This is a genomic window from Pseudomonas sp. TE3728 (assembly GCF_056279145.1).
The window spans coordinates 6368814-6393113 of the sequence record NZ_JBWBQT010000001.1 but is presented as its reverse complement, the minus strand read 5'-3'; the positions used below and the strand labels follow the sequence as shown (position 1 = coordinate 6393113).

Sequence of the window (24300 nt, the reverse complement as noted above, 5' to 3'; positions counted from 1 at the left end):
CCTGAGTTTCATATCGACGGCTGATCGGCCCACAGGACGATAACCCCCCCCTGGCCCGGCACCAACAAAAAAGTGTCAACCCGACTGGCCGGGTCTGAGTTACCGAAAGTCTCAATCACCTTACCAGCAACGGCAACACGCTCCTGATCCACGCGAACCCCGTCGAAGGGAACGAATACCGTGTGCTTCAGACCCACGCCCGGCGCCGCCAACAAACGCGCATTTCCGAGCAACTCACTCCACAGACGCAGCAAAATGTCGACCCGTACCTGGGCCAACTGATAGCGGCGGTTTTCTGCTTGCGCCACCCTACTCAACTCCCAGCCTAGTTCTATCCTGACCTCAGCCACGGCTTTGCTGTAGCGGTAGTAAAAACCGATGGCCTCGGACAGCAACCAGAAAGCGCTCATGGCGCAGAACAGAGTGACGATGACACTGCGAGTCAGTGAGGCTTACCAAAACTTATACATACGGATTGGTCTCGACACGTTGCGCCACGCACGCATGGCGTACAAAACGATACACCACGAGACACTGCTAATAACTCAGGTGAAGGCCGTATAGCTCAAAGGCCTGCTGACTCTGGATCATCCCCTCCGGTTTACCGGTCTGGCTTCATAGCTCCAACAGCCCCCCCCCGTGAAGAGAATAAGGATGGACCTACAAACACAACGCAGTATTGAAGGGTTCCTGCGTTTGTCGGACCTTGGCCCTTGTCGTATTGAATCCCGTATGGAGTTTTCCTTGCCCCCCTTTCGGCTGTATCTCGAAAATACCCAGGGTCGCGTGTTGATCTCACTGGCTCGCCCAGTCGAAGCCTGCCGACGTATCAGTACGCTCAAGATCCTCTTGGGACGCTGCCACCCTGCCTTCACCCAAGGGATTGCGCTACGCGCTTATGTCGTGGGCAACCAGCAAATGCTCAGTGCCACGTTGGCGCCCGGCAGTGACGTCAATCAATGGGTTGCATGCTTGCACACCATGCGTCGGCTGCTCGAACGCCATGCAGGGGATAACCAATGAAACATATCAACCGCTGGCTCGTGCTGGCAGCAGGCCGTCAGGACATTGCACTCGCGGTGCTCCTGCTACTAGCTGTATTCATGATGATCATTCCCCTGCCCACCGGGCTCGTGGACCTGTTGATCACCATCAACCTAACCATGTCCATTATGCTGTTGATGATGGCCCTGTACATCCGTGAGCCACTGGAGTTCTCGACCTTCCCGGCAGTTTTGCTGATTACTACCCTGTTTCGCCTGGCGCTGACCATCAGCACCACCCGACTGATTCTGCTGCAAGCCGACGCTGGGGAAATCATTTACACATTCGGTAACTTCGCCGTCGGAGGTAACCTGGGTGTCGGGCTGATCGTATTCACCATCATCACCATTGTGCAATTCATCGTGATCACCAAAGGCTCCGAACGCGTCGCCGAAGTCGGCGCACGTTTTTCCCTTGATGCCATGCCGGGCAAGCAGATGAGCATCGATGGCGACATGCGCGCCGGAATCATCGACGCCAATGAAGCCCGTCGCCAGCGCGGCTTGGTGCAGAAGGAAAGCCAACTGTACGGTGCGATGGATGGCGCGATGAAATTCGTCAAGGGCGATGCCATCGCAGGCATCATCATTATTCTGGTCAACATCCTTGGTGGCACTGCCGTAGGCGTGTTCATGCATGACATGAGCGCAAGTGCCGCCATGTCCACCTACTCCATTCTGTCAATCGGCGATGGTCTGATCAGCCAGATTCCGGCACTCCTGATTTCCATCACTGCGGGCATTATTGTCACCCGCGTACCGGGGGAGCTGCGCCAGAACCTGGCAAATGACCTGACTGAACAAATCAGCCGGCAACCCCAGGCATTGAGCCTGGCCGCTGGGGTATTGTTGGTATTCGCCCTGATCCCCGGCTTCCCGGCCATCTACTTTATCGGCCTGGCCGGAGCGGTCTATGGAGGTTCTTGGTGGATCAATAAACGTCCACCCCGTAGGAGCAGCACATCACCCGATGGGCAGTCAGGCTTGAGCGGTGAAGATGCTCAACCGACGATGACACCCGGTGCGACACCGTTGATAGTACGAATTGCCAGTGACGGCGGCCGCTCCAGAGCGCTGGGCGAAGCTTTTCGCCAGTTGCGCCAGAAAAAATTTGAGCACTTGGGTATCCCCCTGCCCGACATCCTCCTCCAGATCGACGCCTCACTTGAACCCGGCACCTTGCGCATCCTGCTATACCAAGAGCCGGTCCTGACGTTAATAGTGCCCGAAGGGTTGTTCCTGGCCGACGCGCACTCCATGCCTTTGGCTCAAACACTACGTAATGACAAATTGCACTTTGGCGGCCATACCTTGCAATGGCTCGCCCCCGAACACAATGAAACACTGAGCGCCCTGGGCGTCGTGTTGCATAGGGACGAAGCCCGCATCACCCACTGCCTGTCCCTGGTCGTGGACTACTACGCTGCAGACTTTATCGGTGTGCAAGAAACGCGCTACCTCATGGACTCTATGGAAAATAGCCATGCCGAACTGGTCAAGGAGGTTCAAAGACAAATGCCCATCGGGCGCATTGCCGATGTACTGCAGCGCCTGGTAGGTGAAGGCGTTTCTATCCGCGATCTGCGCAGCATTCTCGAAGCCTTGTCAGAATGGTCACCCCGGGAAAAAGACCCCATCATGCTCAATGAGTACGTACGGGTGGCCTTACGTCGCCACATCACCACACGCTACCGCGGCAACCAAGGCTGGATCAGTGGCTGGATGATCGGCGACCGCATCGAAGGCCTGGTCCGCGAATCGATCCGGCAGACGGCCGCCGGGTCTTATTCAACGCTGGAAGCGACTCAGAATCAGGCAATAATCGAAGGTATCCGCGAGCGCGTCGGCGACAGCGACCCACGCCGCGCCGTGCTGATCACCGCCATTGATGTGCGGCGTTTTGTGCGCAAGATTGTCGAGCGTGAATACTCAGGCCTGCATGTCCTGTCGTTTCAGGAGCTGGGCGATGAAGTCGAATTGCGCGTCATAGGCAATATCGACTTGATCGGGCAGGCCTGATATGCGCGCACCAGAATATCCCACCCTTCTAGACTTGCTCGGCCAACAGCCGTCCTTTGTACCGGCGCAGGCAATGACGGCAGAGGTCGGTGAACACTTAAACGGTCGAATCACCGAAGTCGGCCCCACTTTGTTACGGGCATCCCTGCCTGGCGTCGGGCTAGGCGAACGGTGCCGCTTGGAACCGTCTAACATCGAGGCTGAAGTGGTGGCCATTGACGGTGATTACGCCGTGTTATCGCCCTTCAGCGCTCCCCTTGGCGTAACCACGGGCAGTCATGTACACGCACTGGGAAAACCCCATGAAATCGCCTTGGGCGAGTTCCTGCTTGGCAGCGTCGTTGATGGCCTGGGTCGTCCACTGGATGGCAGCAATCCCCCCTCCGATTGCCTGTGGCGCGGTCTCGAACGTCATGCACCCAACGCCCTCACCCGCCCAATCATAGACACCCCCTTACCACTGGGGGTACGGGCAATTGACGCACTGCTGACCTGCGGAGTCGGTCAGAGGATCGGCATTTTTGCCGCCGCAGGAGGCGGTAAAAGTACGTTACTGGCGATGGTATGTGATGGCAACCTGGCCGATGTGATCGTGATAGCCCTGATCGGGGAGCGGGGACGAGAGGTCAGTGAGTTCCTTGAACACACTCTATCCCCAGCCGCCCGCGAACGCACCATTGTGGTGGTATCGACCTCCGACCGCCCCGCACTCGAACGACTGTACGCCGCCTACACGGCGACCACCATCGCTGAGTATTTCCGTGATCAAGGCAAAACCGTCCTGCTGATGATGGATTCATTAACCCGGTTTGCCCGTGCCGCTCGGGAGATTGGCGTGGCCGCTGGGGAGCCGTGCAGCACGGGCGGCTATCCGCCCAGCTTCTTCGCCCGCCTGCCTGGCCTGCTAGAGCGTGCGGGACCTGCCGCCGTCGGTAGTATCACCGGGATCTATACCGTACTGGTCGAAGGCGACAACATGAACGAACCGGTGGCTGACGAAGTGCGCTCGATTCTCGACGGCCATATCGTGCTGTCACGCAAGCTTGCCGAAGCCAATCACTATCCTGCAATTGACATTGGAGCCAGCATCAGTCGGGTGATGAGCCAGATCGTCGATGCCGAGCACCAGCAAATGGCCGGAAAAGTGCGGCGGCTGATGTCGGCCTACAAGGACATCGAGTTACTGGTCAGGGTGGGTGAGTACCAGACTGGTCAAGACAGCGAAGCCGATGAAGCTCTCGCCCGCCGCGAAGCGATCCAAGGATTTTTGTGCCAGCCCACCAGGCAAAAGAACACGTTCCACGAAACAATCGAGCGCCTATGCCAAACATTGAAAGACTGACCCTTAGGCGCTTGCTATCACTCAAGCAACAACGCGAAAAACGCCAGCGCGCCGCGCTGAGCGCTTTGGCACACCAGCAAATCGAACTGCAAGACAGCATTGCCCGGGTAACGGAGCAACGCTGTCAACTCTGGAACCACTGGCGTGAGCGTAGCGCGACATCGCAGGTCCTCGACCACATCGCACTGCAAAAACTGAAAATCGAGCTTGCCCATTTCCACCATCAAGACCATCTCATGGCTGACCGACTCGAAACTCTGGACACCGAACAACACCGAATACACCGTGAACAAGCAGAAGGCCAGCTACAACTGCACAAACTGCTGGTGGAGCAAGAAAAACTGAATTGGCTTCTGGAGTGACCATGACTTACTTGAAAAACCTATCCGCCCCCTTGTGGCGCTACACGCCACACAATCCCTCCGACCCTCACACCAGCCACGAACAACAACGCGATTTCGAGGCATTTCTGAACCCACCTCCCCCCAAGAACATGTTTCAAACACCTCTCCCCCTCGATGACGCAGGGCAGCAGAACTTGCGACCGGCCCTGGCACAAGCATTCGCCCCTGACATCACACGTCTGCGCAGCCTAGGCCGGACGTGCCCAGGCCCCCTTGACCTGCGGTTGACCAATGGCCCCTTGGCGGGGTTGGAGATACGCGCCAGCGCCCAGGCCGACCTGCTGCGTCTGAGCATCAAGGTCCCCGAGCGCAGCACTTTTGAACGCATCGTCGGTACTCGCGCGACGCTCGAAGTCGAACTGGTCGCGATATTCAATCGTCCGGTGGCACTGGAACTACAGTACATAAATGGAGAGCCTTGGTGAAACTACCGAAACTGAGCCAAGCCGAAGGTGATTTGCTACGGAAAATCGGTCCCGGACGGCGATTTGAATGCTACGATGGAGCCATGACCATTACCTATGGCATCGGCGCAGGCGATGGGTTGATCATGCACGCCCAAGTCCTGGATCAGCCGGTTCGCCTCTGGTTCGCGCCCCACGCCTGGTGCCACTGGATCAGCCCCGTTCTCGAAGTACCCGACTGGTCAGCCGTCCCCCCTGAACTGCATGCGGTCCTGGCGAGCTGGACCCTCGCTTCGGCGGGTATAGCGCTGGAGAACAGCACGATTGCCTGGCCCACGGCCCCCACTCTGGAAGCGGCAACGGTCAAGACGGCTCCCTACTGGTGCCTGCGCTTCGAACACAAAGATCGACGACTGGATGCCTGGGTACTGGAAGCACCGGTGCAATGGATCGATAGCCTCAGTGAAGTGTTCCTGGCGATAGACATGAATAACGACTGTGGCAATCGCACGCTCCCCGTTGCCCTGATCGCCGGCTGGAGCTATCTCGATCAACACACTCTTGAACGCCTGCAACCAGGTGATGGCCTGCTGTTACACCACACCTACCGGGTATCCGATGGCCAGCTGGGTTTATTCCTGACCCGCCCACTGGCCACACTCTCGACTCACGGCACGACGACCCTTACCCTGGAGGCTGTTATGGACGACGTCAACGACTGGCTGGACGCTTTCCCCGCCCCTTGCGAATCCAACGCGCCACAAGGGAACACGTTTCTGCTGACTGTCGTCGCTCAAGTGGCCACGTTCGAAGTCCCCCTGCATCAATTGGCGCACCTGCGGGTCGGAGATGTACTGGAAGGGCCGACCCACGCCGATCACATCGTCACGCTAAAGGTAGCTGGCAAACCCATCGCTCATGGCCTGCTGTTGGAGATCGATGGAAGACTGGCCGTACGCATCGATCGTCTTCTCTGACGTCGAAGAAAAAACTCAGGTATGCGCCGGATAGCCGGGAGGTAATGCTCAGCCAATAATGGAAGAACAGCCCCCGGAGCGAATCAATGAACTTGCTGGACCAGCCACTGCATCTGATCCTTCTGCTGTCTGCCGTATCAATATTGCCGCTATTGATGATCCTGGGGACATCCTTCCTGAAGCTCGCGGTAGTTTTCTCACTACTGCGCAATGCTCTGGGCATCCAACAAATCCCGCCCAATATTGCCATGTACGGTCTGGCATTGATCCTGACGATGTTTATCATGGCCCCGATCGGCTTTGAGATTCAGGACAATCTGGCGGCCAACCCCATTCAAAGCGAGTCCGACGACTTCATCAAACAAATTGACAGCGGCATTCTGGCACCCTACAGGGTCTTCCTCGAGCGCAATACTGCCCCGGACCAGGCGCTTTTTTTCTCAAGCATCGGCCGTGATATCTGGCCGGAAAAATACCACGAACGCCTCCCCGCCAACTCCTTGCTGGTGCTGTTGCCGGCCTTCACCGTCAGCCAGTTGATCGAAGCGTTCAAGATCGGCCTGTTGCTGTATCTGCCCTTTATCGCCATCGACCTGATCGTCTCCAACGTCCTGCTCGCCATGGGCATGATGATGGTTTCACCGATGACCATCTCGATGCCCCTGAAGCTACTGGTGTTCGTGCTGATGAATGGCTGGGAAAAGCTGCTAGGCCAACTTATGCTTTCGTTTAACTGAGGGAATGGCACGATGAGCGAAGCCCTGATCACCCAACTGGCCATGCAGATGATGTGGTTGGTCCTGCTACTGTCGTTACCAGTGGTAGTGGTCGCCTCCGTGGTCGGGGTACTCATCAGCCTCGTGCAAGCCCTGACCCAGGTGCAGGACCAAACCATCCAGTTTTTGATTAAACTGGTGGCCGTCGCCATTACCCTGGCGATGACCTTCAGCTGGATGGGCGACATCCTTCTCGCCTACACCAACCGCTCGTTCGACTTGATCAATCAAATGAGAGCCTGAGCGTGGAGGTCCTCACCCAATGGCTGCCCATTGTCGGCCTCTGCATGCTGCGCCCCCTAGGGGTGATGTTGATGGTACCGCTGTTCAATCAGGCAGCCTTGGGCGGCACCTTGGTGCGCAACGCTCTGGTGCTGATGATAGCCCTGCCGCTGATTCCGCTTCATGACACCTGGCCCACCCTGGAAGCCGTCCGCCAGAACGCCACGGCCGGACGCTACCTGATACTGATCGTCGGTGAGTTGAGCATCGGCCTGTTGATGGGTTTTTGCGCAGCCATTCCGTTCTGGGCCATGGACATGGCCGGGTTTCTCATCGACACCCTGCGCGGGTCTTCAATGGCCAGTGTGCTCAACCCGCTACTGGGTGAACAATCATCGTTGTTCGGCATTCTGTTTACTCAGATATTCGGCGTATTGTTCCTGGTAAGCGGGGGGCTCAACCAGCTAATCGCAGGGATCTATCACTCCTACACCGCTCTCCCCCCTGGGGAGGTCTTTCATTTCGGCCTCGGCTTTCTGGCGTTCCTGTCACAGCAGTGGCAACTGACCTATGAGCTATGCCTGCGTTTCTCGATGCCCGCGATTGTCGTCATTCTTCTGGTCGATATGGCCTTGGGATTGGTCAACCGCTCGGCCCGGCAACTGAATGTATTTTTTCTGTCGATGCCAATCAAAAGCGCCTTCGTCCTGCTGATGTTGGTAATGAGCCTGGAGTTCGCGTTTAACGCCCCTCTTGAACAAAGCACGCAATGGGTGAAACACGTGCTCACGTTAATGGACCAACTGCGATGAGCGAAAAAACCGAGCAGCCCACGGCGAAAAAAATTCGCGAAGCCCGAGCCAAGGGACAAGTCGCCAAAAGCATGGAGGTTACCAGCGGCGTGCAATTAGCAGTAATGCTCGGCTATTTCATATTCGAAGGTGACTATCTGCTCGACAGTTGCACGCTCCTGATTGACACCACCATCAACACCATCAACCGGGACCTAGCCTCGGCGATCAAGCAAGTGGGCGAGCTGCTTGCAAGTATCGTAGTTCGCGTGGCAGGAGGCATCGCCGCCATACTGATCGCAATGACCATTGTGGCCGTCATTGTCCAGACCGGGCCGCTGCTCGCATCCGAGGCGCTCAAGCCATCCCTGGAACGACTCAGCCCACTGGCAAACGCCAAACAAATGTTCTCCATGCACAGCCTGTTCGAATTTAGCAAGTCCATTGCCAAAGTCGGAGTGTTATCACTGATATTTTTCTACCTGATCCGACAGTACGCACCATCCATTCAATTCCTGCCCCTGTGCAGCGTGGCTTGCGGTTTAGAGGTCAGCATACAATTGCTGTATTGGATGTGGGCGGTGCTGATTGGCTTTTACGTGATAGTGGGCACCGCTGACGCTGCCTTCCAGCGATACAACACCAATCAGCAATTGATGATGTCACTGGAGGACATCAAGCAAGAGTACAAAAACGCCGAAGGCGATCCGCAGATGAAACAAAAACGCAAGGAAACCCATCGGGAAGTGCAAAGCGGCAGTCTGGCAGCGAACGTCTCAAAATCCACAGTGGTAGTGCGTAACCCCACCCACATTGCGGTCTGCCTGTACTTCAAACCGGGTGAAACCCCCTTGCCAAAGGTCATCGAAATCGGTCACGACCATGTTGCACTCAACATAATCGCCCTCGCCGAGAAGGCCGGCATCCCGGTGGTCGAGAACATCCTTACCGCCCGCGCCCTAGCCGCCCAGTGCGACGTAGGGCGCTACATTCCTGCGGAACTGTTCGAACCAGTGGCCCATATTCTGCGAATCGCCATGAAACTGGACTATGAGCATGAGACGCCATGATCGCGCGACGAGCCTTTTGGACTTGCCCCTGCAAAACCGGACACTAACTCCCTGTTAAATTGATGCGACCGCCAAGCGCCTGAACTCCCTCGGCGAGCGATAGTTCAAAGCGCTGTGCGGATGCTGCTCATTGTAATGTTCGAAGGCAATTGCCAAGTTACGCAGCGCCGTTTCTCGATCCGACTTGGGCATGTGCGCCACGTAGTCACGCTTGATCGTCTTCACGAAGCTCTCGGCAATGCCGTTGCTCTGCGGGCTGCGAACTGGGGTAGTCACCGGCTGCAAGCCAATCTGTCGAGCAAACAGGCGTGTCTGTTCGGCGGTGTACGCCGAACCGTTGTCGCTTAACCATTGCACCGGCGTGGCGGGCAGTTGACCACCAAAGCGTTTCTCCACGCTTTCCAGCATCAAATCGCGGATATCATCGCCACTGTACCCGGTCGGGCTCGCGACCTAGCCGATGGCTTCGCGATCACAGCAATCCAGTGCGAAGGTCACGCTCAGTTTGGCGCCGTCCTCGCAACGGAACTCAAAGCCGTCCGAACACCAACGCGTATCGCTGATTTGCACCGCAATACGGCCTTCGTGCCGATTTGGCACACTGGGCTGTTTGAGGCGGCGCTACAAGCAGCAAGTTGTGATCACACATGACCCGGTATACCCGCTTCACGTTGATCGCGGGCAGCAACTGGGTTTCACGGACGCGACGCAGCAACCCCCAGACACGACGGTAACCATAGCTGGGTAACTCGCTGACTTGTTGCTGAATTTCGACCACCAATTCAGCGTCATTCACAAGCCTCCTTCGCCGTGCTTTGGGCGACGCCGACTGCTTGATTCGAACCGTTAATTGCGAGCGCGCCACACAGAGACATTCGCTGACCAGCTTCACTGGTCGTCCCCCGGCAGCAAGGGTGAGTGCGCAATCCATTTTCGCGACCGAGCGATCTCCACGGCCTCTTTGAGGATTTCTGTTTACCATGGCCAGTTTTTGCTCTGGGCTTCAGCGGCGTCGCCTCTCCTGGCCCTAAAGCTCCCCACTCTTGGCGTTGCAACTAGGCTCTGTACGAAATCCTTTGAAACCTCATTGCAGTCTTTCAAGCACCACCATCCAGTAGAGTCCGCGCTTATTGGATGAAGGAGAACCGTCGCATCGTTATGCGCCTCGATAAGCTTGCGAAAAGTTTTGCGGAGATGGTCTCATTGGTCTATGCCATTTAGTGTTTGCGACAATATTCTTTGTACAGAGCCTAAGTGCCAATATAATAAATTATCGCAGAGATTATATTCCGTCATGGTCGACGCTGTAGTTTTTTATCATGGTTTTCTTAATTTCTTTCCCCTCCTCTTCGTCAAACATAATGGTGGAATAATAAGCAGGAAGAGACATTATCCCTCTCGGGGCATCCCCTTCAAATACGCCAACTATCGCATAGCTTGGTATTCTAGTAATGTTGACCTCGCTCGAATCGTCGTAGGTCAGCTTATTGCTTTTGGTATTGTTTTCCATATCAAAAGCTTTTTCGCTTGGGGGGAGCAACCGCGTATCGACTACATAATGAATGTTTCCGTAGCTTTTACATTTATCATACTCTTTTGCTGTGGAGACGCCGCTCTGGCCAGTAGCGCCGACGCCGACTCCACTATCGGAATTTCCGTCTTTAATGCCAATCCCGGTGCTTTCTCGATAATTTTCAGGGGTGGAGATATCGTTTTTTGATTCAAATCCATTTTCTAATATAGAAGGCCTGAACTCGCTCTCGCTTCTGTAGACTAGCCCTTTGAATTGGTGCAGGTCGTGGCCGTCAAGTGTCGAGTCAAATACTACTGATCCCTCTACTAAATTTCCAGTAGAGATGTTTTTAACAATCTGCTCCCTAAAAGCTGGGCAGTTGTCAATTTTAGTCGGGTCGACACCCTTCATGATGGGTGCGCTCACTGATCGATGCAAGCCATTGGTAAAAGGGGTCGAGATGCAAGCTGCTTCCATGTTTTACTCCTGATATTGATGCTGCAGTAGGTGTTATTGCGCGCGCAGGGAGAAAGGCTTATATATCACGACTAGTCTTGAATTTTTGTTTTTCACTTAGGCCGTAATGCGGGGGGGGGGGGGGGGGGGGGAGACCATCTCATTAGTAATGTCATAAACACCGCATAGAACAAGCCAACGAGGCCGCTGAATAGCTTTTCGCGAGCTTGTCGAAGAGCGTAACGATGCGACGGGTTTCCTTCAGCCAACCCAGTTCAGCCTGATGTACAATCGCTTGAGCATCAGGTCGAACGTGCCTCGATTACACCAATCCCGAAACCGCTGGTAGACAGTTGACCACAAGCCGAAACGCTCGGGCATATCCGCCAGGCGGCGCCGGAACAGAGCACATCAGGCAGTCATCGACGCGGGGCCGGCCGCTTCACCAGCTTTCCGTAAAGAGGTCTGCAACCATTTCCCAGGCTGCATCGGGAAGTTCATACCGCTTTGCCATCGCCTGAATAGGCGCGGACTCTACTGGATGGTGACACTTGAAAGGCTGCAATGAGGTTTCAAAGGATTTCGTACAGAGCCTAGTCATAAACATAACCGTTTGCCTATCCCTTATCGTAAGGGAGAAACGGTGTCCTGTCTTTCATGGGGCTCGTTCACAAAGCATGGAGCAATTACAAACCTATCTTGACCAGTGGATCACTCACTACAATGATGAACGACCCCCTCAGGGAAAAATGTGTTGTGGCCGTACACTAGTCGCGACATTTGAGGATGAAAGTAAAATCTGACACGCCAGAATGGTCAACTGAACTTGACCTGCCAGTCACGACCGAAAACTCAGTAACTGTCAGATCAAGTCTGAGCTTCTACATGTGGTTTGAAAAGTGGTCTTTATTACACCCTCAGCTTAAACAAGACCCGTGACAAACCCCCATGTGGGAGCGCCTCCAGGTCGACCCCAGAGCTCTTCACGACCATTTATTACCGCCACGGAATGACCACCCCGCTCTACTGTACCGATCATGCCATTTTGCAGAAACTCCAAAGGGACTGTTCTGATATGGTCTTTCAAGCCAAGCCGCAGCAAGCCTTCTCTGGAGTGCTCACCATCATTCAGCGTATATATCGCCCAACTAAAACTGCGATTCGCAGTGCCATCATTATTTTCCATTTGTGCTCTCTTGGCACTCGCGGCAAACAGAAAATTGGCATCATCGAACATTTCCCGATTACTCCCTCGAAACTGTGCACGGCTGGACGCTAACTGCAATTCTGATTCGCTTAGTTGAAGCTTAAATCCGTCCCTCATCACCACTTCATAACCGTTATTAATTTTCTTCACCTCTGTGAATATATCGGTAGGCTTCTGACCAAACTTCATCATGGCCGCCTTGATCCCGGCAACAGTGACACAGTTACCGTCGGGGCCTTGCGCGAAGCCTCCCCATATGTCATCTGGTTTTTTACCCGAGGCAGGACTTGGGGAATATGGGAACGGATTAACAGGAGTGGGGTTGACAGGTGCAGGGTTGAACGGCGCAGGCCCGACTAGCCAAGGGGGCACTGGCAAAGGTATGTTCGGGAACAACCCCTTGAAAAAATTAACTGCCTTGTTCAGCACAGTAAAAAGCGTTTGAGCAATGCCGAAAATCCCTTTCGAGCCATTTTCTACAACCGCACTTTCGGGCGATTGAACAGCGGCACCCATATGCACAATCGAAGTCCCGGCTTGCATATTTTTCACGGGAGCCGCACTGGCTTTTTTTTCCAATCCCTCATTATTTCCAACAGAGCCAAAATCAACTAAACCAAACGCACTTGATATCCGCATATACTTCCCCAGGATGCCATATTGAGACAAGCACTAGACAATTAAAATATGGCCTTACTTGACCACCAATCCCAGCCACCATCAATAGATGTTTAATAACGCTCTGAAATACCCATCGACTTTTGATACCCTCGCTGCTTGAAGTTAAAACATCTAAGCCGAATCGAAAAATATAGCCCCCACCAATAATCCATGGCTTTCCCCTCTATCGCTGTTTTTCATAGCCGTCAACATTTAAGTTTATGTGCGGAGATTATTTCGCCAAACATGGAAGTCTTTTTCAGAGCGCCCTAATAGAGTACAACCCACTGCAGCACACTCTTCCGAAATCCCCTCAAATATTCTTTTTTTACCGTAGCCCCGGCCTATTTGTTCGTAGCCGAGCGATGAACCTTATATTCAAACCCATCACCTGATCCCGGATGCTCTGCTCCCGGTTCCTTTCTGGAGCCCACCGTCATGATGCGTCCCGACGCAAAAATCGACACAGCCGAATCGCCGAGATCAGGCTGGGAGAGACCTCAGTACCGTACATTTCCTGCATATGCGCCTGGATTTCGCTGACGCTCAGGCCTCGGGCGTAGAGGAAAATGACTTTGTCATCGAAGCCTGTCCAGCGGGTTTGGCGCTTGGCTACCAACTGCGGCTCGAAGGACGCCTGACGGTCGCGAGGATGTCGAGCGGCAGTTCGCTGAAATTACCCTTCAGGGTTTACCGCTGTGACCGTTGCGGGCATTGGGGGCATTGGGGGCGGGGTTGGTGATCGTCGCGCTTTTGTCGTGCGCCAAATGTTCGGTCTCATTTGGCTTCAAGGGCTCGCTCGACCAGCATCTTGGTCAACTGCTTGAGCAGGCCGTTTTCGCCGATGAGAACCTTGGGCTATTTTGTAATTGGCCAACAGGCTGTTGGCCAATTTAACCAGCTCAGGATTGGGCTTGACTCGTTTGGCGTGCTTGGGTTTTGGATCGGTCATGGGATGACCTTGAGGTAGGCAGTTTCCTGCCAAATAACCATTTACACAAAACGAATTACACCTTCGCGCTGGCCGTTATCGGTCACAACTGTGACGGTCTTTCGGTTGAACCCGCGGTGTGGTGAATCGAACAGCCCTGCGGTTGGGATGCCCTTGTCGATGACTTGAGCCGGAACCGGTGCTTGGATCAGGGTTTCGCTTTGATCGTAGACCCACTTGCCACGGATGTGCAGCTCAACGGTGAATACGCCCGGCGTGTAGTCGAGTTTCTCGCTGACATCCTCGCCGATACGTTTGAGGGCGCAGCCGCACTGGCAATGACTGTTTAACGGGTTCATGGTGGATCAAGGCGCGCGGAAACTGCGGCGGCAAGACGGCACGTTTAGGTTTCTGCCGAGCCTCGGTCGAAACGCAAGCGGGTTGCAGTGCTTCAAGTTCGGCTTCGATGGCCGCGATGTCGGTATCGATCAGGTCATCGAGCAGGCTGGCTTGATCCGGGCTCAGTTGCTCGTTGCGCTTGGCAAACTTGAAGCGCTTGAGCTGCGCGATCTCGCGGGCCAGTTTTTCGTTGACCGTTTTGTGGTGGTGGATTTGCCTGCCCATGGTCTCGATTTTTTGATCGAGATTCTCGACGCGTTGCATCAACTGCGCCGCCAGAGCGCGCAGTTGTTCAGGGGTTAGTTGGTCGAGATAGGGCAGCGAAGTCATGCTGCAGATTTTGCCAGAGCAGGCCAAAACCGACGATAGGCTCATCGGACAATTGCACGGCCTGGCTGGTCATAGCAGGCGTTATACGATGGAAATCGCGTTGCCTGGTTCGACACTTTGCCAAGGCAAACCCAGCACCAGGGCGTGCAGTTGTTCGGTGTCCATTTCTATTTGCAAACCATGCCGAGACCCGGCCAGAAGAACTTGCCTTGATGCAGGCGGCGCGCCGCCAGCCAGATACCCAAACCGTCATGCACCAGCACCTTGATGCGCGTGGCGGCGATTGGCAAACAGATAAGCACCGTGCGGCTGCGCCGCACCGAACACGGCGACCACCCGCGCCAGCGCGGTGTCGGTGCCGGCGCGCATGTCCATGGGCTCGGTGGCGAGCCAGATGGCGTCGATGCGGATCACTGGGCAAGCTCACGGATAAAACGGGCGCACCCATCAGGATCTGAGGATGGCCACTTCACAGTGAGTTTTTGCTGGCCAAAAGGAACCTCGATGCTTACAGATGTTTGTTGATCGGACTGGGTTTGGGATTCAAGCTTCATTGGAACGAAAGCGGGCAACGCCGCCGGTTGATGATCACGATAAGCGGGTATCCATTTACGAGCGAGGTTGGCGTTGATGCCGTGGCGCAAAGCTATGCTGACCATCGAGACGCTTGGTTACAGGCATTCCTGGACGACTTGGGCTTTGAAGGGTTTGGGATAAGAGGTTCGTTGGCGCATGGTAATCCTGACGATAAGGGCGATGGTGTCCACGTACTTTTGATCTGACCCCAAAAAGCTGGACGTTTACATGTCTATGCCTGAGCGGCCTGAGTTCTGTATTCGACAGGACTCAGGCCGTTCAGCTTCAGCCTGATACGAGAGTGATTGTAATACTGTATGTACTCGTCTATGCCCGCGTGAAGCTCATCAAGGTCGTTGAATTTATTCAGATAGAAAAACTCGGACTTCAGTGTGCCGAAAAAGCTCTCCATGGCCGCATTGTCGTAACAGTTGCCTTTACGAGACATGCTTGGCGTGACTGAGCGCTCTTTGAGAATCCGGCAATAAATGGGCATTCGATACTGCCAGCCCTAGTCTGAATGCAAGATCGGGTTTTCATGCGGTTGAAGTCGCTCAAATGCGCCTTTGAGCATCTTCCCGACCATATCAAACAAGGGGCGTCTGGTAATATCGTAGGAAATGATCTCGCCGTTGTAGAGATCCAGAATGGGCGACAGATAAAGCTTCTGACCGCCGACTTTGAACTCAGTAACGTCAGTTACCCACTTTTGATTGGGCTGCAACGCCTCAAACTCGCGCTTTAGAAGATCAGGCGCCGCCTGACCGACTTCCCCTTTGTAGGCTCGATATTTTTTCTCGCGCACCAGACTCTTCAACTGAAGCTGCGCCATCAGTCGCTGAACAGTCTTGTGGTTGACCAGGTGGCCGGCGTTTCGTACTGCAGTCGTTATACGGCGATAACCATACCGCCCCTTGTGGTCGTCGAACGTTGAGCGAATCCTGGCTTTTAGATCCGCATATTTATCAGCCGTTTGCAGCACCTTTTGCTGATAGTAAAACGTGCTGCGTGCCAATCCGGCCACTTTCAGCAAGCCTTCTAAAGAGTGGCGCTGCCTTAGCTCTATCACGATTTGCGCTTCTTCTGCTGCGCTGCTCGTTTCTTCTCCTGAACCAAGGCATCGAGCTTTTTTAGATAATCGTTTTCCATCCGCAACTGCTTCAGCTCGGCAAGCAACTCATCGGGTCGCGGTAGGGACGGCAGTTGCCTGCCGCCCCCCGCACAGATCCGTACGTGCGGAACTACCGCATACGGCTCCTGCCTTGGGTACGTGACGCGAAGCGATCCTCAGGATAAGGATGTGCATTTCTGGGTCTAGGTATGTAGAGATCGGCAAGCCGTCCGTAGCGTGACCACTGGAGTCGGTTACGCTGGCTGCGTCGCTTGAGAGCTTGCCGCCATAGACGGCATACCGCCAACCGAAAACCGCCAAGACGTATCAGATTTCCCGGCACCGCGTGGTAATTGAAGTACCCACTGACCACTCGGTTAAGCCACTGACCCACGACTCGAACAGGCTCATGACGTCGGCGTTTCAGCTCATCCCGAATAGCCAGCAGCGTCGCACGCATTCGCTTCTTGACCGTCAGTCGCAGTATTTGAAATCCACCGCTTCTGTTGGCACTACAACAGTGTGTGAAGCCCAGGAAGTCAAAAGTCTCCGGTTTACCTAAGCCTCGCTTCCTACGATTTCTCGCAGCAAAACGACCAAACTCAATCAGCCGTGTCTTCGAAGCGTTGAGTGATAAACCGAACCTGGCCAAGCGTTCCTGCAACTGCACCAGAAATTGCTGAGCCTGCCATTGCGTCCTGAAACCCACCACGCTGTCGTCCGCGTAGCGCACCACAATCACATCGCCACGAGCATGCCGCTGGCGCCACTGTCTTGCCCACAGATCCAGCACGTAGTGCAGATAGATATTCGCCAACACGGGTGAAATCACTGCCCCCTGAGGGGATCCCTTGGTAGCAGCTACCCTACGGCCATCTTCCATTACTCCCGCCTGAAGCCATTTGCAGATAAGCCCGAGCAGGCGCCGGTCTGCAATCCGGTGTCCCAGAAACATCAGCATCCATTCATGGTCGATCTCATCAAAGAACGACGTGATATCCGCATCCAATATCCAGTTCACCTTCTGGCCTTTGAGCGCGACCGTTAATGCATCCAGCGCATCGTGCTGGCTGCGTCCCGGCCGAAACCCGTACGAGAATCCTAGAAAGTCTTCTTCATAGATCGCATTCAGAACAGTAACAACTGCCTGCTGTACGATCTTATCCTCCAGAGAGGCAATACCCAGCGGACGCTGCCTACCGTCGGCTTTGGGGATGTAGACCCGCCGCGACGGCGTTGCCCGATAGGCTCCACTGTGAAGCCTTCCGTGCAAATCGTTCACCCGCTGGAGAAGACCTTCCTCATACTCTCGCCACGACATGCCGTCCACGCCCACCGCTGCATCGCGGCGCAGTGCATAGAAGCTCTGCGCCAATAACTGCGGTGTGATGTGGTGCAGTAATGCCGTGAACTGCATGCCCTTGTTCCTTCGGGCTGCTTCACGTACACCTTCAAGTCCCATCGACGCGCAACTGATCCGGCTCTGTGTCCGGGGCACGGGGGGCATGTCGGTGTTTCCCTTGGCTACGTCCCTTTCCTCCACTATCTCCGCGGGGCTTGGCCCTTTGTTCGATGGCTTCTCAGGTACTACGGACGTATCCGACTTCTCAGCGGCGTGGATAGCAGGGTTACGGCTTTTGGCCTTTCCTGCTCCGCCCGGTGTTTGCGCACCGGGCACCGCTGAGATCTCCCAGTTTCTGTGCGAAGGACTTCCCGACGTGCACAGGGTCTCCGACCGCGCGGGATCAGAGCATGACTGGCGTATAACGCCATGCTCCGTATTGCCTTCTGCTTCGCATAACAGCATCAGCATCCCGGATTCCTGATTACGCGGCTCAATGGCTGGCCCATCGGTTTCCCCTGTCAACGCTTCACCCTGCACCTCACGGTGCAACATGCATGACTCGGGGTCTGGTTGATTCGCCATTTCTTACCAGTATCGAACTTTCATCGACTATCCTTCGCCAGCTTTAACTGGCGCACTATGCGTCCGGCGATCACACCTTGCGTAACTAAACCGGCTGCCACTTATGCGGCAGCAACTGATCGATCTCACTTGCCCGCTGCATCGGCAGGCGCGTGAGGACATCCTTTAGATACGCGTACGGATCATGGCCATTCAGCCGCGCAGACTGGATCAAGCTCATGATCGCCGCTGCCCGTTTGCCGCTGCGTAGCGACCCTGCGAAGAGCCAGTTCTTGCGTCCAAGAGCCCACGGACGGATCTGGTTGTCGGGTAGTCAGACGCGGTTACCCGCGTCCAACCCCCTAAGAACCGTGCATGCGAGTTTCCCAGCACACGGCTCAAGCCTCTACAAAGGCACTGTTAAGTACCCGGCTATACCTCTTTGACATTGGCGTACTGCTGATCTCTGGGGCAACGCAGATGATAGATCTCAAGATTGACTGCGGCCTCCGTTCCGCCGTCGGCCAACTTTACGATGTGGCGACTATGCCACGGCGTATCTTTGGTAACGGGCTTATGACAAACAGAGCATAGGCCGCCTTGTTGTCGCCAGACGCGATACAGCTTCGCTCGTCCCTTCGTTGATTTGAGCATTTTCTTGCCCCATCGGAACTCGAAATACTCATCCCAATTGGGGTCATGCGGGTTGGCAGCAGCCTTGATCTTGATGTGCCGCACTATCGGCGTATCCGATTCCTTCAGTAAGGTGTATTCCCTTGCCTTACCGTCTGCGTATTTTTCAACGATGAAGAACACCCACCGGCGCGATCCTCGGACTTTGAAATACCTGTCCTTGACCCACCGGGTTCCTTTGCGCGGATGCCGTCTCACCGCCCAGCGCCAGAGCATTGTCCAGACTTCGCTGTCTACCTGATTGAAGACTTTCTTGGCGACCACGTGGCTGTGATAGTTCGCCCACCCCCGTAAAATCGGGTTGAGCAGCCCAATCAAATTGACCTGTTTAATCGACTTGTTGGTCTTGATCACTTCCCGGAGCTTGGCAAGGTGAGCCCTGATGTTCGCTTTCGATGGCTTGATTAGGAGCTTGCCGTTGTACTTGCGCAAGTTCCATCCGAGGAAGTCGAACCCGTCCCCTATGTGCGTTATTTTGGTTTTTTCCGGAGAGAGGACAAGTCCACGCTCTGCTAGAAACTCAACCACAGCGGGCCTGACTTCATTCTCCAGCCACTCTTTCGAACAGCCAGTGATGATGAAGTCATCTGCATAACGCACCATCTGCATTTTTCGGGCTGTCCACTTTGCATTGGGAAACCTCTTCGCCAGCATCGCTTCCAAACCGTCCAGCGCCATGTTCGCCAACACCGGGGATATGATGCCTCCCTGCGGGGTTCCGGCGTGGCTGGGGAATAGCTCATTCCGGTAGACGTAGCCGGCCTTGAGCCATTTCTGCAAAATCGCTTTATCCATGGGGATGTGGGCGATCAACCAGTCATGGCTGATATTGTCGAAACAGCCTTGAATGTCGCCCTCTAACACCCACTCCGCGTTTGCTTTTCGTGACAGCACACCAAAGCACTGTGCGGCGGCATCCGCAGTTGAGCGTTCCGGCCTGAATCCATAAGAGTTCGGATCGGCGGTGGTTTCCGCTATCGGTTCCAGAGCCAGCAAATGGAGTGCCTGCATGGCCCGGCATTTCATCGCGGGAATTCCGAGAGGTCTAGTCTTACCGTTTTTCTTCGGAATGAGGACTCTCCGAAGCGGAAGCGGCGAGTAGCCTCGCCGCTTCAACGACTCTATCGCACCGATCTTGGCCCTAGGCGTATTCCAAGTGACCTTGTCCACACCGGGAGTATTTTTGCCTTTGTTTTCAGACACACGTTTCACGGCTAAAGCTTTGCCGCTAAACGAGTGAGTCAGCAGCCATTGCAGGGCTCTCGCCTTGTTATGCCTGCCGTCTTGTACGGCCTTCACAATACGCGCTTGCAGCCCTCTTACTCGACGTTGAGCGTCGGCCCAATTGATGCCGTCCCACGACGTGCCGGAAGGTGCACACGCCAATGCTGCTGCGTTCATTTGCTCTCCTTCCGTTGAAAGGGTTCTACCTACTCTCTTGTGAAGAGAGACCATGAGGACGTCTGCCCGCTTTCGCGTGAAGTGATGTTTCAACTCCTATCCAGCCCGTTACAGGATGGCGTTCGCTTTTTCCTCGTTCCTTCGCCCGCACCACCATGGGCCGTTTTTGCAAACGGCTGTCCCCCAGGGGAGCGATACGGGATTTCCACGTTCCGCTTACTGAAGTACGTCGGGTTAGGTGCCTGCTATCGACCGGGAGGCATGTGGGTCACGAACGCGCGTGCAGAAAAACGCTGTTCCCACCTCCGCTACCTTTTGGTTCGAGCGTATAAGCCATTTCCGCTCGTTCAATTTAACGATCTTTACGCAGGTTCACATGTGTTCACCATACCGACTATCTAGCCCTTGTCCGGCCATGGCTGCCAGAAGAGTACGCCTCTCACGATTAGTACCCCACACCCTGCGGTGCCTCGTCACATTGTCGAAAGCGCTCTTGATTCAGCCTTCTAGATTCACCCGGTGACACGGGTGGTTCCCTCAAGGGGGAACAACTTCTGTAAGCGACTTCGTGTCGCACTTCGCACCAATTATTATCGATGGGTACGGCCCCGTCATCGAGGTAGCGCGACAGCGCTGCCCAGCGTTTCAGGCTGTAGTCCAGCGCCCTGCTAATAGCCGAGCCTTCAGGCACGAGATCACGCTGGGCGATCATCCAGGCATGCAGCATATCCATCACCGGTACGGCTTTTTCTTGCCGTATTCGGCGCCGTAAATCCGGCTCCAGGTCGCGGGCTTCGCTCTCGACTTCGTACAGCAACTGGATGTAGCGCAGCGCCTGCTCGGCGAGCATGCTCTTATTGGTGGCATGCAATTCGAAGAACTTACGTCGTGCATGGGCCATGCAGCCAATCTCGGTGACACCGAGTTCGAAGCTGGCCTTGTAGCCACCAAAATCATCGCAGACCAGCTTGCCCTTCCAGTCTTGCAGGAAGTTGCGGGCGTGTTCTCCGGCGCGGCTGGGGCTGAAGTCATAAACGACAGCCGCTGTTTCGCAGAACTGGCTGGTGGCGTAGGCCCAAACATAGGAACGGTGGGTTTTCTTTGAGCCCGGAACGAGCATCTGCACGGGTGTTTCATCAGCATGGATAACCTGCTGCCCGAGCACTACGTCGCGCAGCGCATCGACCAGAGGCTGCAACTGCACGCCGGTAACGCCAACCCATTGAGCCAAAGTTGAACGTGGAATTGCCAAGCCGGCACGACCGAAAATCGATTCCTGACGATAAAGAGGCAGATGGTCAGCAAACTTCGCGATCATGACGTGGGCCAGTAGTCCGGCTGTCGGGATGCCCTTGTCGATGACCTGCGCCGGAACGGGTGCCTGGATCAGCGTTTCGCAGTCATCGCATACCCACTTGCCACGGACATGGCGTTCAACGGTAAACACGCCGGGCGTGTAGTCCAGTTTCTCGCTGACGTCTTCACCGATGCGCTTGAGTGCGCAGCCACATGGGCAGTGAGTGTTGTCCGGCTCGTGATGGATCAAGGTGCGTGGAAACTCTGCCGGTAAAGCAGTGCGTTTGGGCTTTTGCTTTTTCTCGGTCGGCGACGGAGCGGGTTGCAAGGCTTGAAGTTCTGCTTCAATCGCCGCGATATCGGTATCGATCAGGTCATCGAGCAAGCTGGCCTGCTCAGGATTCATCTGCTCGCTGCGCTTGGCAAACTTCAAACGCTTGAGTTGTGCGATTTCGTGGGTCAGCTTCTCGATCACCGTTTGGTCGCGGTTGATCTTCTTGCCCATGGTCTCGACCGTCTTGCCCATCGTCTCGACTTGCTGGTCGAGTGTCTTGACACGCTGTATCAACTGCGCCGCCAAAGCGCGCAGTTGTTCAGGGGTAAGGTGATCGAGATTGGGGAGCGAAGTCATGGTGCCGATTTTGCCAGACCAGACAATTCGCGACGATAGACCGATAGGCTAATGGCAGCCGTTAAAGCAGTGTGATCGCGCCGCCGAAGCCCGCGCGCTGCCATGGCAGGCCCAACACCAAAGCCTGGAGTTGCTCGGTATCCAACTCTATTTCAGCGCCATGGCGAATGCCTGGCCAGTGGAACTTGCCTTGGTTTAACCGACGAGCAGCCAGCCAGATGCCGAAGCCGTCATGCACCAGCACTTTCATGCGATTGGCGCGGCGGTTGGCGAACAGATAAGCACAGTGCGGCTTCGCCGCACCGAACACCGTGATCACCCGGGCTAACGCGGTCTCGGTGCCTGCGCGCATGTCCATCGGCTCGGTGGCGAGCCAGATGGAATCGATGCGGATCATTGGACGAGTCCACGGATGAATCGGGCGCACCCTTCAGGATCGGAAGTTGGCCACCTCACCGTGAGCGTTTGCTGGCAGAGCGGTAATTCAATGATCGCCAACGCTTCGGTCTTTCGCTTTGGTTCGACTTTCAAAGGAATGAAAGCTGGCAGAGCGACTGCCTGCTGATCCCGGTAAAGCGGTATCCACCGGCGAACGACATTGGCGTTGATACCGTGCCTCATCGCAATAGCCGCCACGGACACACCGGGCTGTTCGCACTCTTGGACGACTTGGGTTTTGAAGGATTTCGGGTAGGACTTACGTTGGCGCATGGCGATCCTGACGTTAAGGGTAATTACGTCCGCTTAAAAATACGCGGACACAATCGCCCTTATCGGCCTGGCTCGGAAGGTGTGTTCGCCGGCCCCTTACGGTCAAGAAGCGAATGCGTGCGACGCTGCTGGCTATTCGGGATGAGCTGAAACGCCGACGTCATGAGCCTGTTCGAGTCGTGGGTCAGTGGCTTAACCGAGTGGTCAGTGGGTACTTCAATTACCACGCGGTGCCGGGAAATCTGATACGTCTTGGCGGTTTTCGGTTGGCGGTATGCCGTCTATGGCGGCAAGCTCTCAAGCGACGCAGCCAGCGTAACCGACTCCAGTGGTCACGCTACGGACGGCTTGCCGATCTCTACATACCTAGACCCAGAAATGCACATCCTTATCCTGAGGATCGCTTCGCGTCACGTACCCAAGGCAGGAGCCGTATGCGGTAGTTCCGCACGTACGGATCTGCGCGGGGGGCGGCAGGCAACTGCCGTCCCTACCGCGACCACTCATCGCGCGAACGTGACTCATCATCTGGGGAATCAGGCTGAACAGGGGAAGTTGGTGTTGGCATTTTTTTTGGGCGTCCGGCTCTTTTAGGTTGCTTGGTTAAGGCATCAAAACCACCCACATCATAACGGCGCTCCCAGAGACCGATGATGTTGAATTTACGGATGTCGAACAATGCCGCCGCTTGACGATAGGAAAGCTGTTCCTCGCGCATGCGTTTCAAGACCACCAGTTTGAAGTCGGCGCTGTAGTGCTGCAGCCTTTTTTCTTTCAACCCAGCAGCACCGTGCACCTGATAAGCCGCGACCCACTGTCGAAGGGAGGAGAAGTCCACACCGTGACGGTGTGCCACATCCCTCAACCCCCCGTTACCGGAACAGTAGTCTTGTACTGCTGTGAGCTTCGTTTGCTCTGTGTACTTACCCATGAAACACCCCATCGGTTGTGTCCAACCTTTGGGGTGCAGATCACTTTTAAGTGGAGAACATAGCTCTTATCACAGGTATAGGGTAGGTGACTTCGCCGGACGCTTCACTATTCAGAACGTTGAAGTACTGCCCGCAATGGCCGGCGGATGGCTTTGCCAGTCTTGACGCCACACGCACGTGGGTCAGGGATTTTATGCGCTGGTACAACCACGAGCACCGGCATAGCCGGATCCGCTTCGTGACCCCGGCAGAGCGACACCGAGGGCAGGATCTGCAGATCCTGGCTCGGCGACTTGAGCTGTACGAACGAGCCAAAGAGCAAAAGCCGGACACTGGTCGGGTCGAACACGTAACTGGGAGCCGATCGGCACTGTGCTGTTGATCCCGGATCGAGAGTAACAGGTCGAGAAAAGAGCGGCATAGTTAGACGGTTGAAGCGACAAGCACCTTGAAAAACGCCGCGGTTACAAAACAAGTCAGGGTGATCGGACGGATACTC

18 protein-coding genes and 11 pseudogenes are annotated in these 24300 nt (G+C 55.2%); 12 read left to right on the top strand and 17 right to left on the bottom strand.

The window, feature by feature from the left end; all coding sequences use genetic code 11:
• Positions 1 to 8 precede the first annotated feature (8 nt).
• Entirely contained in the window at positions 9 to 410 is a 402-nt protein-coding gene (locus ACZ89R_RS28350) for a hypothetical protein (protein ID WP_429547417.1), read from the bottom strand.
• A gap of 244 nt (positions 411 to 654) precedes the next feature.
• Between ACZ89R_RS28350 and ACZ89R_RS28345 the strand changes: the two genes are divergently transcribed.
• The 10 genes from ACZ89R_RS28345 to ACZ89R_RS28300 all read left to right on the top strand — a co-directional run bounded on the left by ACZ89R_RS28345 (position 655) and on the right by ACZ89R_RS28300 (position 9048).
• Entirely contained in the window at positions 655 to 1023 is a 369-nt protein-coding gene (locus ACZ89R_RS28345; RefSeq protein WP_429547418.1) for a hypothetical protein, read from the top strand.
• Entirely contained in the window at positions 1020 to 3062 is a 2043-nt protein-coding gene (locus tag ACZ89R_RS28340; protein ID WP_429547419.1) for an EscV/YscV/HrcV family type III secretion system export apparatus protein, read from the top strand. Before ACZ89R_RS28345 ends, ACZ89R_RS28340 begins: the two co-directional genes overlap by 4 nt.
• A 73-nt stretch (positions 3063 to 3135) precedes the next feature.
• Positions 3136 to 4404, top strand: a complete 1269-nt coding sequence (gene sctN / locus ACZ89R_RS28335; protein ID WP_429547420.1) for a type III secretion system ATPase SctN — start codon at positions 3136 to 3138, stop codon at positions 4402 to 4404.
• Positions 4383 to 4766 (top strand): hypothetical protein, encoded by a 384-nt coding sequence (locus ACZ89R_RS28330; RefSeq protein ID WP_429547421.1) that lies wholly within the window; start codon positions 4383 to 4385, stop codon positions 4764 to 4766. The genes sctN and ACZ89R_RS28330 overlap by 22 nt, the downstream gene beginning before the upstream one ends.
• A 2-nt stretch (positions 4767 to 4768) precedes the next feature.
• Positions 4769 to 5233, top strand: a complete 465-nt coding sequence (locus tag ACZ89R_RS28325) for a hypothetical protein (protein WP_429547422.1) — start codon at positions 4769 to 4771, stop codon at positions 5231 to 5233.
• 83 nt (positions 5234 to 5316) lie between these two features.
• Positions 5317 to 6189: a type III secretion system cytoplasmic ring protein SctQ gene (gene sctQ, locus ACZ89R_RS28320; RefSeq protein ID WP_429547423.1), complete on the top strand. Its 873-nt coding sequence runs from the start codon at positions 5317 to 5319 to the stop codon at positions 6187 to 6189.
• Between the two features lie 86 nt (positions 6190 to 6275).
• Positions 6276 to 6926, top strand: coding sequence for a type III secretion system export apparatus subunit SctR (gene sctR / locus ACZ89R_RS28315; RefSeq protein WP_429547424.1), 651 nt, complete (start codon positions 6276 to 6278; stop codon positions 6924 to 6926).
• Positions 6927 to 6938: 12 nt separating this feature from the next.
• Positions 6939 to 7208 carry a type III secretion system export apparatus subunit SctS gene (sctS, locus tag ACZ89R_RS28310; RefSeq protein ID WP_429547425.1) on the top strand — a complete coding sequence of 90 codons (270 nt, stop codon included), beginning with the start codon at positions 6939 to 6941 and terminating at the stop codon, positions 7206 to 7208.
• A 2-nt stretch (positions 7209 to 7210) separates the two neighbouring features.
• Positions 7211 to 7999 carry a type III secretion system export apparatus subunit SctT gene (gene sctT / locus ACZ89R_RS28305; protein ID WP_429547426.1) on the top strand — a complete coding sequence of 263 codons (789 nt, stop codon included), beginning with the start codon at positions 7211 to 7213 and terminating at the stop codon, positions 7997 to 7999.
• Positions 7996 to 9048 (top strand): EscU/YscU/HrcU family type III secretion system export apparatus switch protein, encoded by a 1053-nt coding sequence (locus ACZ89R_RS28300; protein WP_429547427.1) that lies wholly within the window; start codon positions 7996 to 7998, stop codon positions 9046 to 9048. The genes sctT and ACZ89R_RS28300 overlap by 4 nt, the downstream gene beginning before the upstream one ends.
• Positions 9049 to 9102: 54 nt before the next feature.
• Here ACZ89R_RS28300 and ACZ89R_RS28295 read toward each other — a convergent pair.
• From ACZ89R_RS28295 to ACZ89R_RS28285, 3 genes and pseudogenes are all read right to left on the bottom strand, one after another.
• Positions 9103 to 10020 (bottom strand): annotated as a pseudogene (locus ACZ89R_RS28295) (IS3 family transposase); the annotation flags it as partial.
• A 310-nt stretch (positions 10021 to 10330) separates the two neighbouring features.
• Positions 10331 to 11038 (bottom strand): hypothetical protein, encoded by a 708-nt coding sequence (locus ACZ89R_RS28290; RefSeq protein WP_429547428.1) that lies wholly within the window; start codon positions 11036 to 11038, stop codon positions 10331 to 10333.
• A gap of 243 nt (positions 11039 to 11281) precedes the next feature.
• A pseudogene (locus ACZ89R_RS28285) lies at positions 11282 to 11531 on the bottom strand (transposase); the annotation flags it as partial.
• A 160-nt stretch (positions 11532 to 11691) separates the two neighbouring features.
• Here ACZ89R_RS28285 and ACZ89R_RS28280 point away from each other — a divergent pair.
• Positions 11692 to 11820, top strand: a pseudogene (locus ACZ89R_RS28280) (IS481 family transposase); the annotation flags it as partial.
• Positions 11821 to 11939: 119 nt separating this feature from the next.
• On the opposite strand, the gene ACZ89R_RS28275 reads toward ACZ89R_RS28280, so the two are convergent.
• The 13 genes and pseudogenes from ACZ89R_RS28275 to ACZ89R_RS28215 form a co-directional block, all read right to left on the bottom strand.
• Positions 11940 to 12863: a hypothetical protein gene (locus tag ACZ89R_RS28275; RefSeq protein ID WP_429547429.1), complete on the bottom strand. Its 924-nt coding sequence runs from the start codon at positions 12861 to 12863 to the stop codon at positions 11940 to 11942.
• Between the two features lie 493 nt (positions 12864 to 13356).
• Positions 13357 to 13836: pseudogene (locus ACZ89R_RS28270) on the bottom strand (transposase); the annotation flags it as partial.
• 131 nt (positions 13837 to 13967) lie between these two features.
• Positions 13968 to 14544: pseudogene (locus ACZ89R_RS28265) on the bottom strand (IS66 family transposase zinc-finger binding domain-containing protein); the annotation flags it as partial.
• 167 nt (positions 14545 to 14711) lie between these two features.
• Positions 14712 to 14913 (bottom strand): annotated as a pseudogene (tnpB, locus tag ACZ89R_RS28260) (IS66 family insertion sequence element accessory protein TnpB).
• A gap of 41 nt (positions 14914 to 14954) precedes the next feature.
• A complete protein-coding gene (locus ACZ89R_RS28255) occupies positions 14955 to 15203 on the bottom strand; it encodes a hypothetical protein (RefSeq protein ID WP_429547430.1) in 249 nt (82 codons plus the stop codon).
• Positions 15204 to 15352: 149 nt separating this feature from the next.
• Positions 15353 to 16302, bottom strand: a pseudogene (locus tag ACZ89R_RS28250) (IS3 family transposase); the annotation flags it as partial.
• A gap of 59 nt (positions 16303 to 16361) precedes the next feature.
• Positions 16362 to 17648 carry a group II intron reverse transcriptase/maturase gene (gene ltrA / locus ACZ89R_RS28245; RefSeq protein ID WP_429547431.1) on the bottom strand — a complete coding sequence of 429 codons (1287 nt, stop codon included), beginning with the start codon at positions 17646 to 17648 and terminating at the stop codon, positions 16362 to 16364.
• Between the two features lie 595 nt (positions 17649 to 18243).
• Positions 18244 to 18465, bottom strand: a pseudogene (locus ACZ89R_RS28240) (transposase domain-containing protein); the annotation flags it as partial.
• Positions 18466 to 18569: 104 nt separating this feature from the next.
• Positions 18570 to 20231, bottom strand: a complete 1662-nt coding sequence (gene ltrA / locus ACZ89R_RS28235; RefSeq protein WP_429547432.1) for a group II intron reverse transcriptase/maturase — start codon at positions 20229 to 20231, stop codon at positions 18570 to 18572.
• Positions 20232 to 20808: 577 nt separating this feature from the next.
• Positions 20809 to 22158 (bottom strand): annotated as a pseudogene (tnpC, locus tag ACZ89R_RS28230) (IS66 family transposase); the annotation flags it as partial.
• Positions 22159 to 22219: 61 nt separating this feature from the next.
• Positions 22220 to 22555, bottom strand: coding sequence for an IS66 family insertion sequence element accessory protein TnpB (gene tnpB, locus ACZ89R_RS28225; RefSeq protein ID WP_429547433.1), 336 nt, complete (start codon positions 22553 to 22555; stop codon positions 22220 to 22222).
• The gene (gene tnpA, locus ACZ89R_RS28220; RefSeq protein WP_429547434.1) at positions 22552 to 22869 is read right to left on the bottom strand and encodes an IS66-like element accessory protein TnpA; all 318 of its coding nucleotides are present in this window, start codon (positions 22867 to 22869) and stop codon (positions 22552 to 22554) included. Before tnpA ends, tnpB (ACZ89R_RS28225) begins: the two co-directional genes overlap by 4 nt.
• A 502-nt stretch (positions 22870 to 23371) precedes the next feature.
• Positions 23372 to 23800: pseudogene (locus ACZ89R_RS28215) on the bottom strand (transposase); the annotation flags it as partial.
• A gap of 104 nt (positions 23801 to 23904) precedes the next feature.
• Between ACZ89R_RS28215 and ACZ89R_RS28210 the strand changes: the two are divergent.
• Positions 23905 to 24200 (top strand): annotated as a pseudogene (locus tag ACZ89R_RS28210) (IS3 family transposase); the annotation flags it as partial.
• Positions 24201 to 24300 lie beyond the last annotated feature (100 nt).

Bases quoted from the DNA above. Each gene is read 5' to 3' on its own strand.
- ACZ89R_RS28325 (WP_429547422.1), top strand. From the start codon at position 4,769: ATGACTTACTTGAAAAACCTATCCGCCCCCTTGTGGCGCTACACGCCA.
- ACZ89R_RS28290 (WP_429547428.1), bottom strand. From the start codon at position 11,038: ATGGAAGCAGCTTGCATCTCGACCCCTTTTACCAATGGCTTGCATCGA.
- ACZ89R_RS28330 (WP_429547421.1), top strand. From the start codon at position 4,383: ATGCCAAACATTGAAAGACTGACCCTTAGGCGCTTGCTATCACTCAAG.
- ACZ89R_RS28275 (WP_429547429.1), bottom strand. From the start codon at position 12,863: ATGCGGATATCAAGTGCGTTTGGTTTAGTTGATTTTGGCTCTGTTGGA.
- tnpB (WP_429547433.1), bottom strand. From the start codon at position 22,555: ATGATCCGCATCGATTCCATCTGGCTCGCCACCGAGCCGATGGACATG.
- ACZ89R_RS28350 (WP_429547417.1), bottom strand. From the start codon at position 410: ATGAGCGCTTTCTGGTTGCTGTCCGAGGCCATCGGTTTTTACTACCGC.
- sctN (WP_429547420.1), top strand. From the start codon at position 3,136: ATGACGGCAGAGGTCGGTGAACACTTAAACGGTCGAATCACCGAAGTC.
- ACZ89R_RS28300 (WP_429547427.1), top strand. From the start codon at position 7,996: ATGAGCGAAAAAACCGAGCAGCCCACGGCGAAAAAAATTCGCGAAGCC.
- ACZ89R_RS28345 (WP_429547418.1), top strand. From the start codon at position 655: ATGGACCTACAAACACAACGCAGTATTGAAGGGTTCCTGCGTTTGTCG.
- sctQ (WP_429547423.1), top strand. From the start codon at position 5,317: ATGACCATTACCTATGGCATCGGCGCAGGCGATGGGTTGATCATGCAC.
- ACZ89R_RS28340 (WP_429547419.1), top strand. From the start codon at position 1,020: ATGAAACATATCAACCGCTGGCTCGTGCTGGCAGCAGGCCGTCAGGAC.
- ACZ89R_RS28255 (WP_429547430.1), bottom strand. From the start codon at position 15,203: ATGGTCAGCATAGCTTTGCGCCACGGCATCAACGCCAACCTCGCTCGT.
- tnpA (WP_429547434.1), bottom strand. From the start codon at position 22,869: ATGCGCCAACGTAAGTCCTACCCGAAATCCTTCAAAACCCAAGTCGTC.
- sctS (WP_429547425.1), top strand. From the start codon at position 6,939: ATGAGCGAAGCCCTGATCACCCAACTGGCCATGCAGATGATGTGGTTG.
- sctR (WP_429547424.1), top strand. From the start codon at position 6,276: ATGAACTTGCTGGACCAGCCACTGCATCTGATCCTTCTGCTGTCTGCC.
- ltrA (WP_429547431.1), bottom strand. From the start codon at position 17,648: ATGCAGTTCACGGCATTACTGCACCACATCACACCGCAGTTATTGGCG.
- ltrA (WP_429547432.1), bottom strand. From the start codon at position 20,231: ATGAACGCAGCAGCATTGGCGTGTGCACCTTCCGGCACGTCGTGGGAC.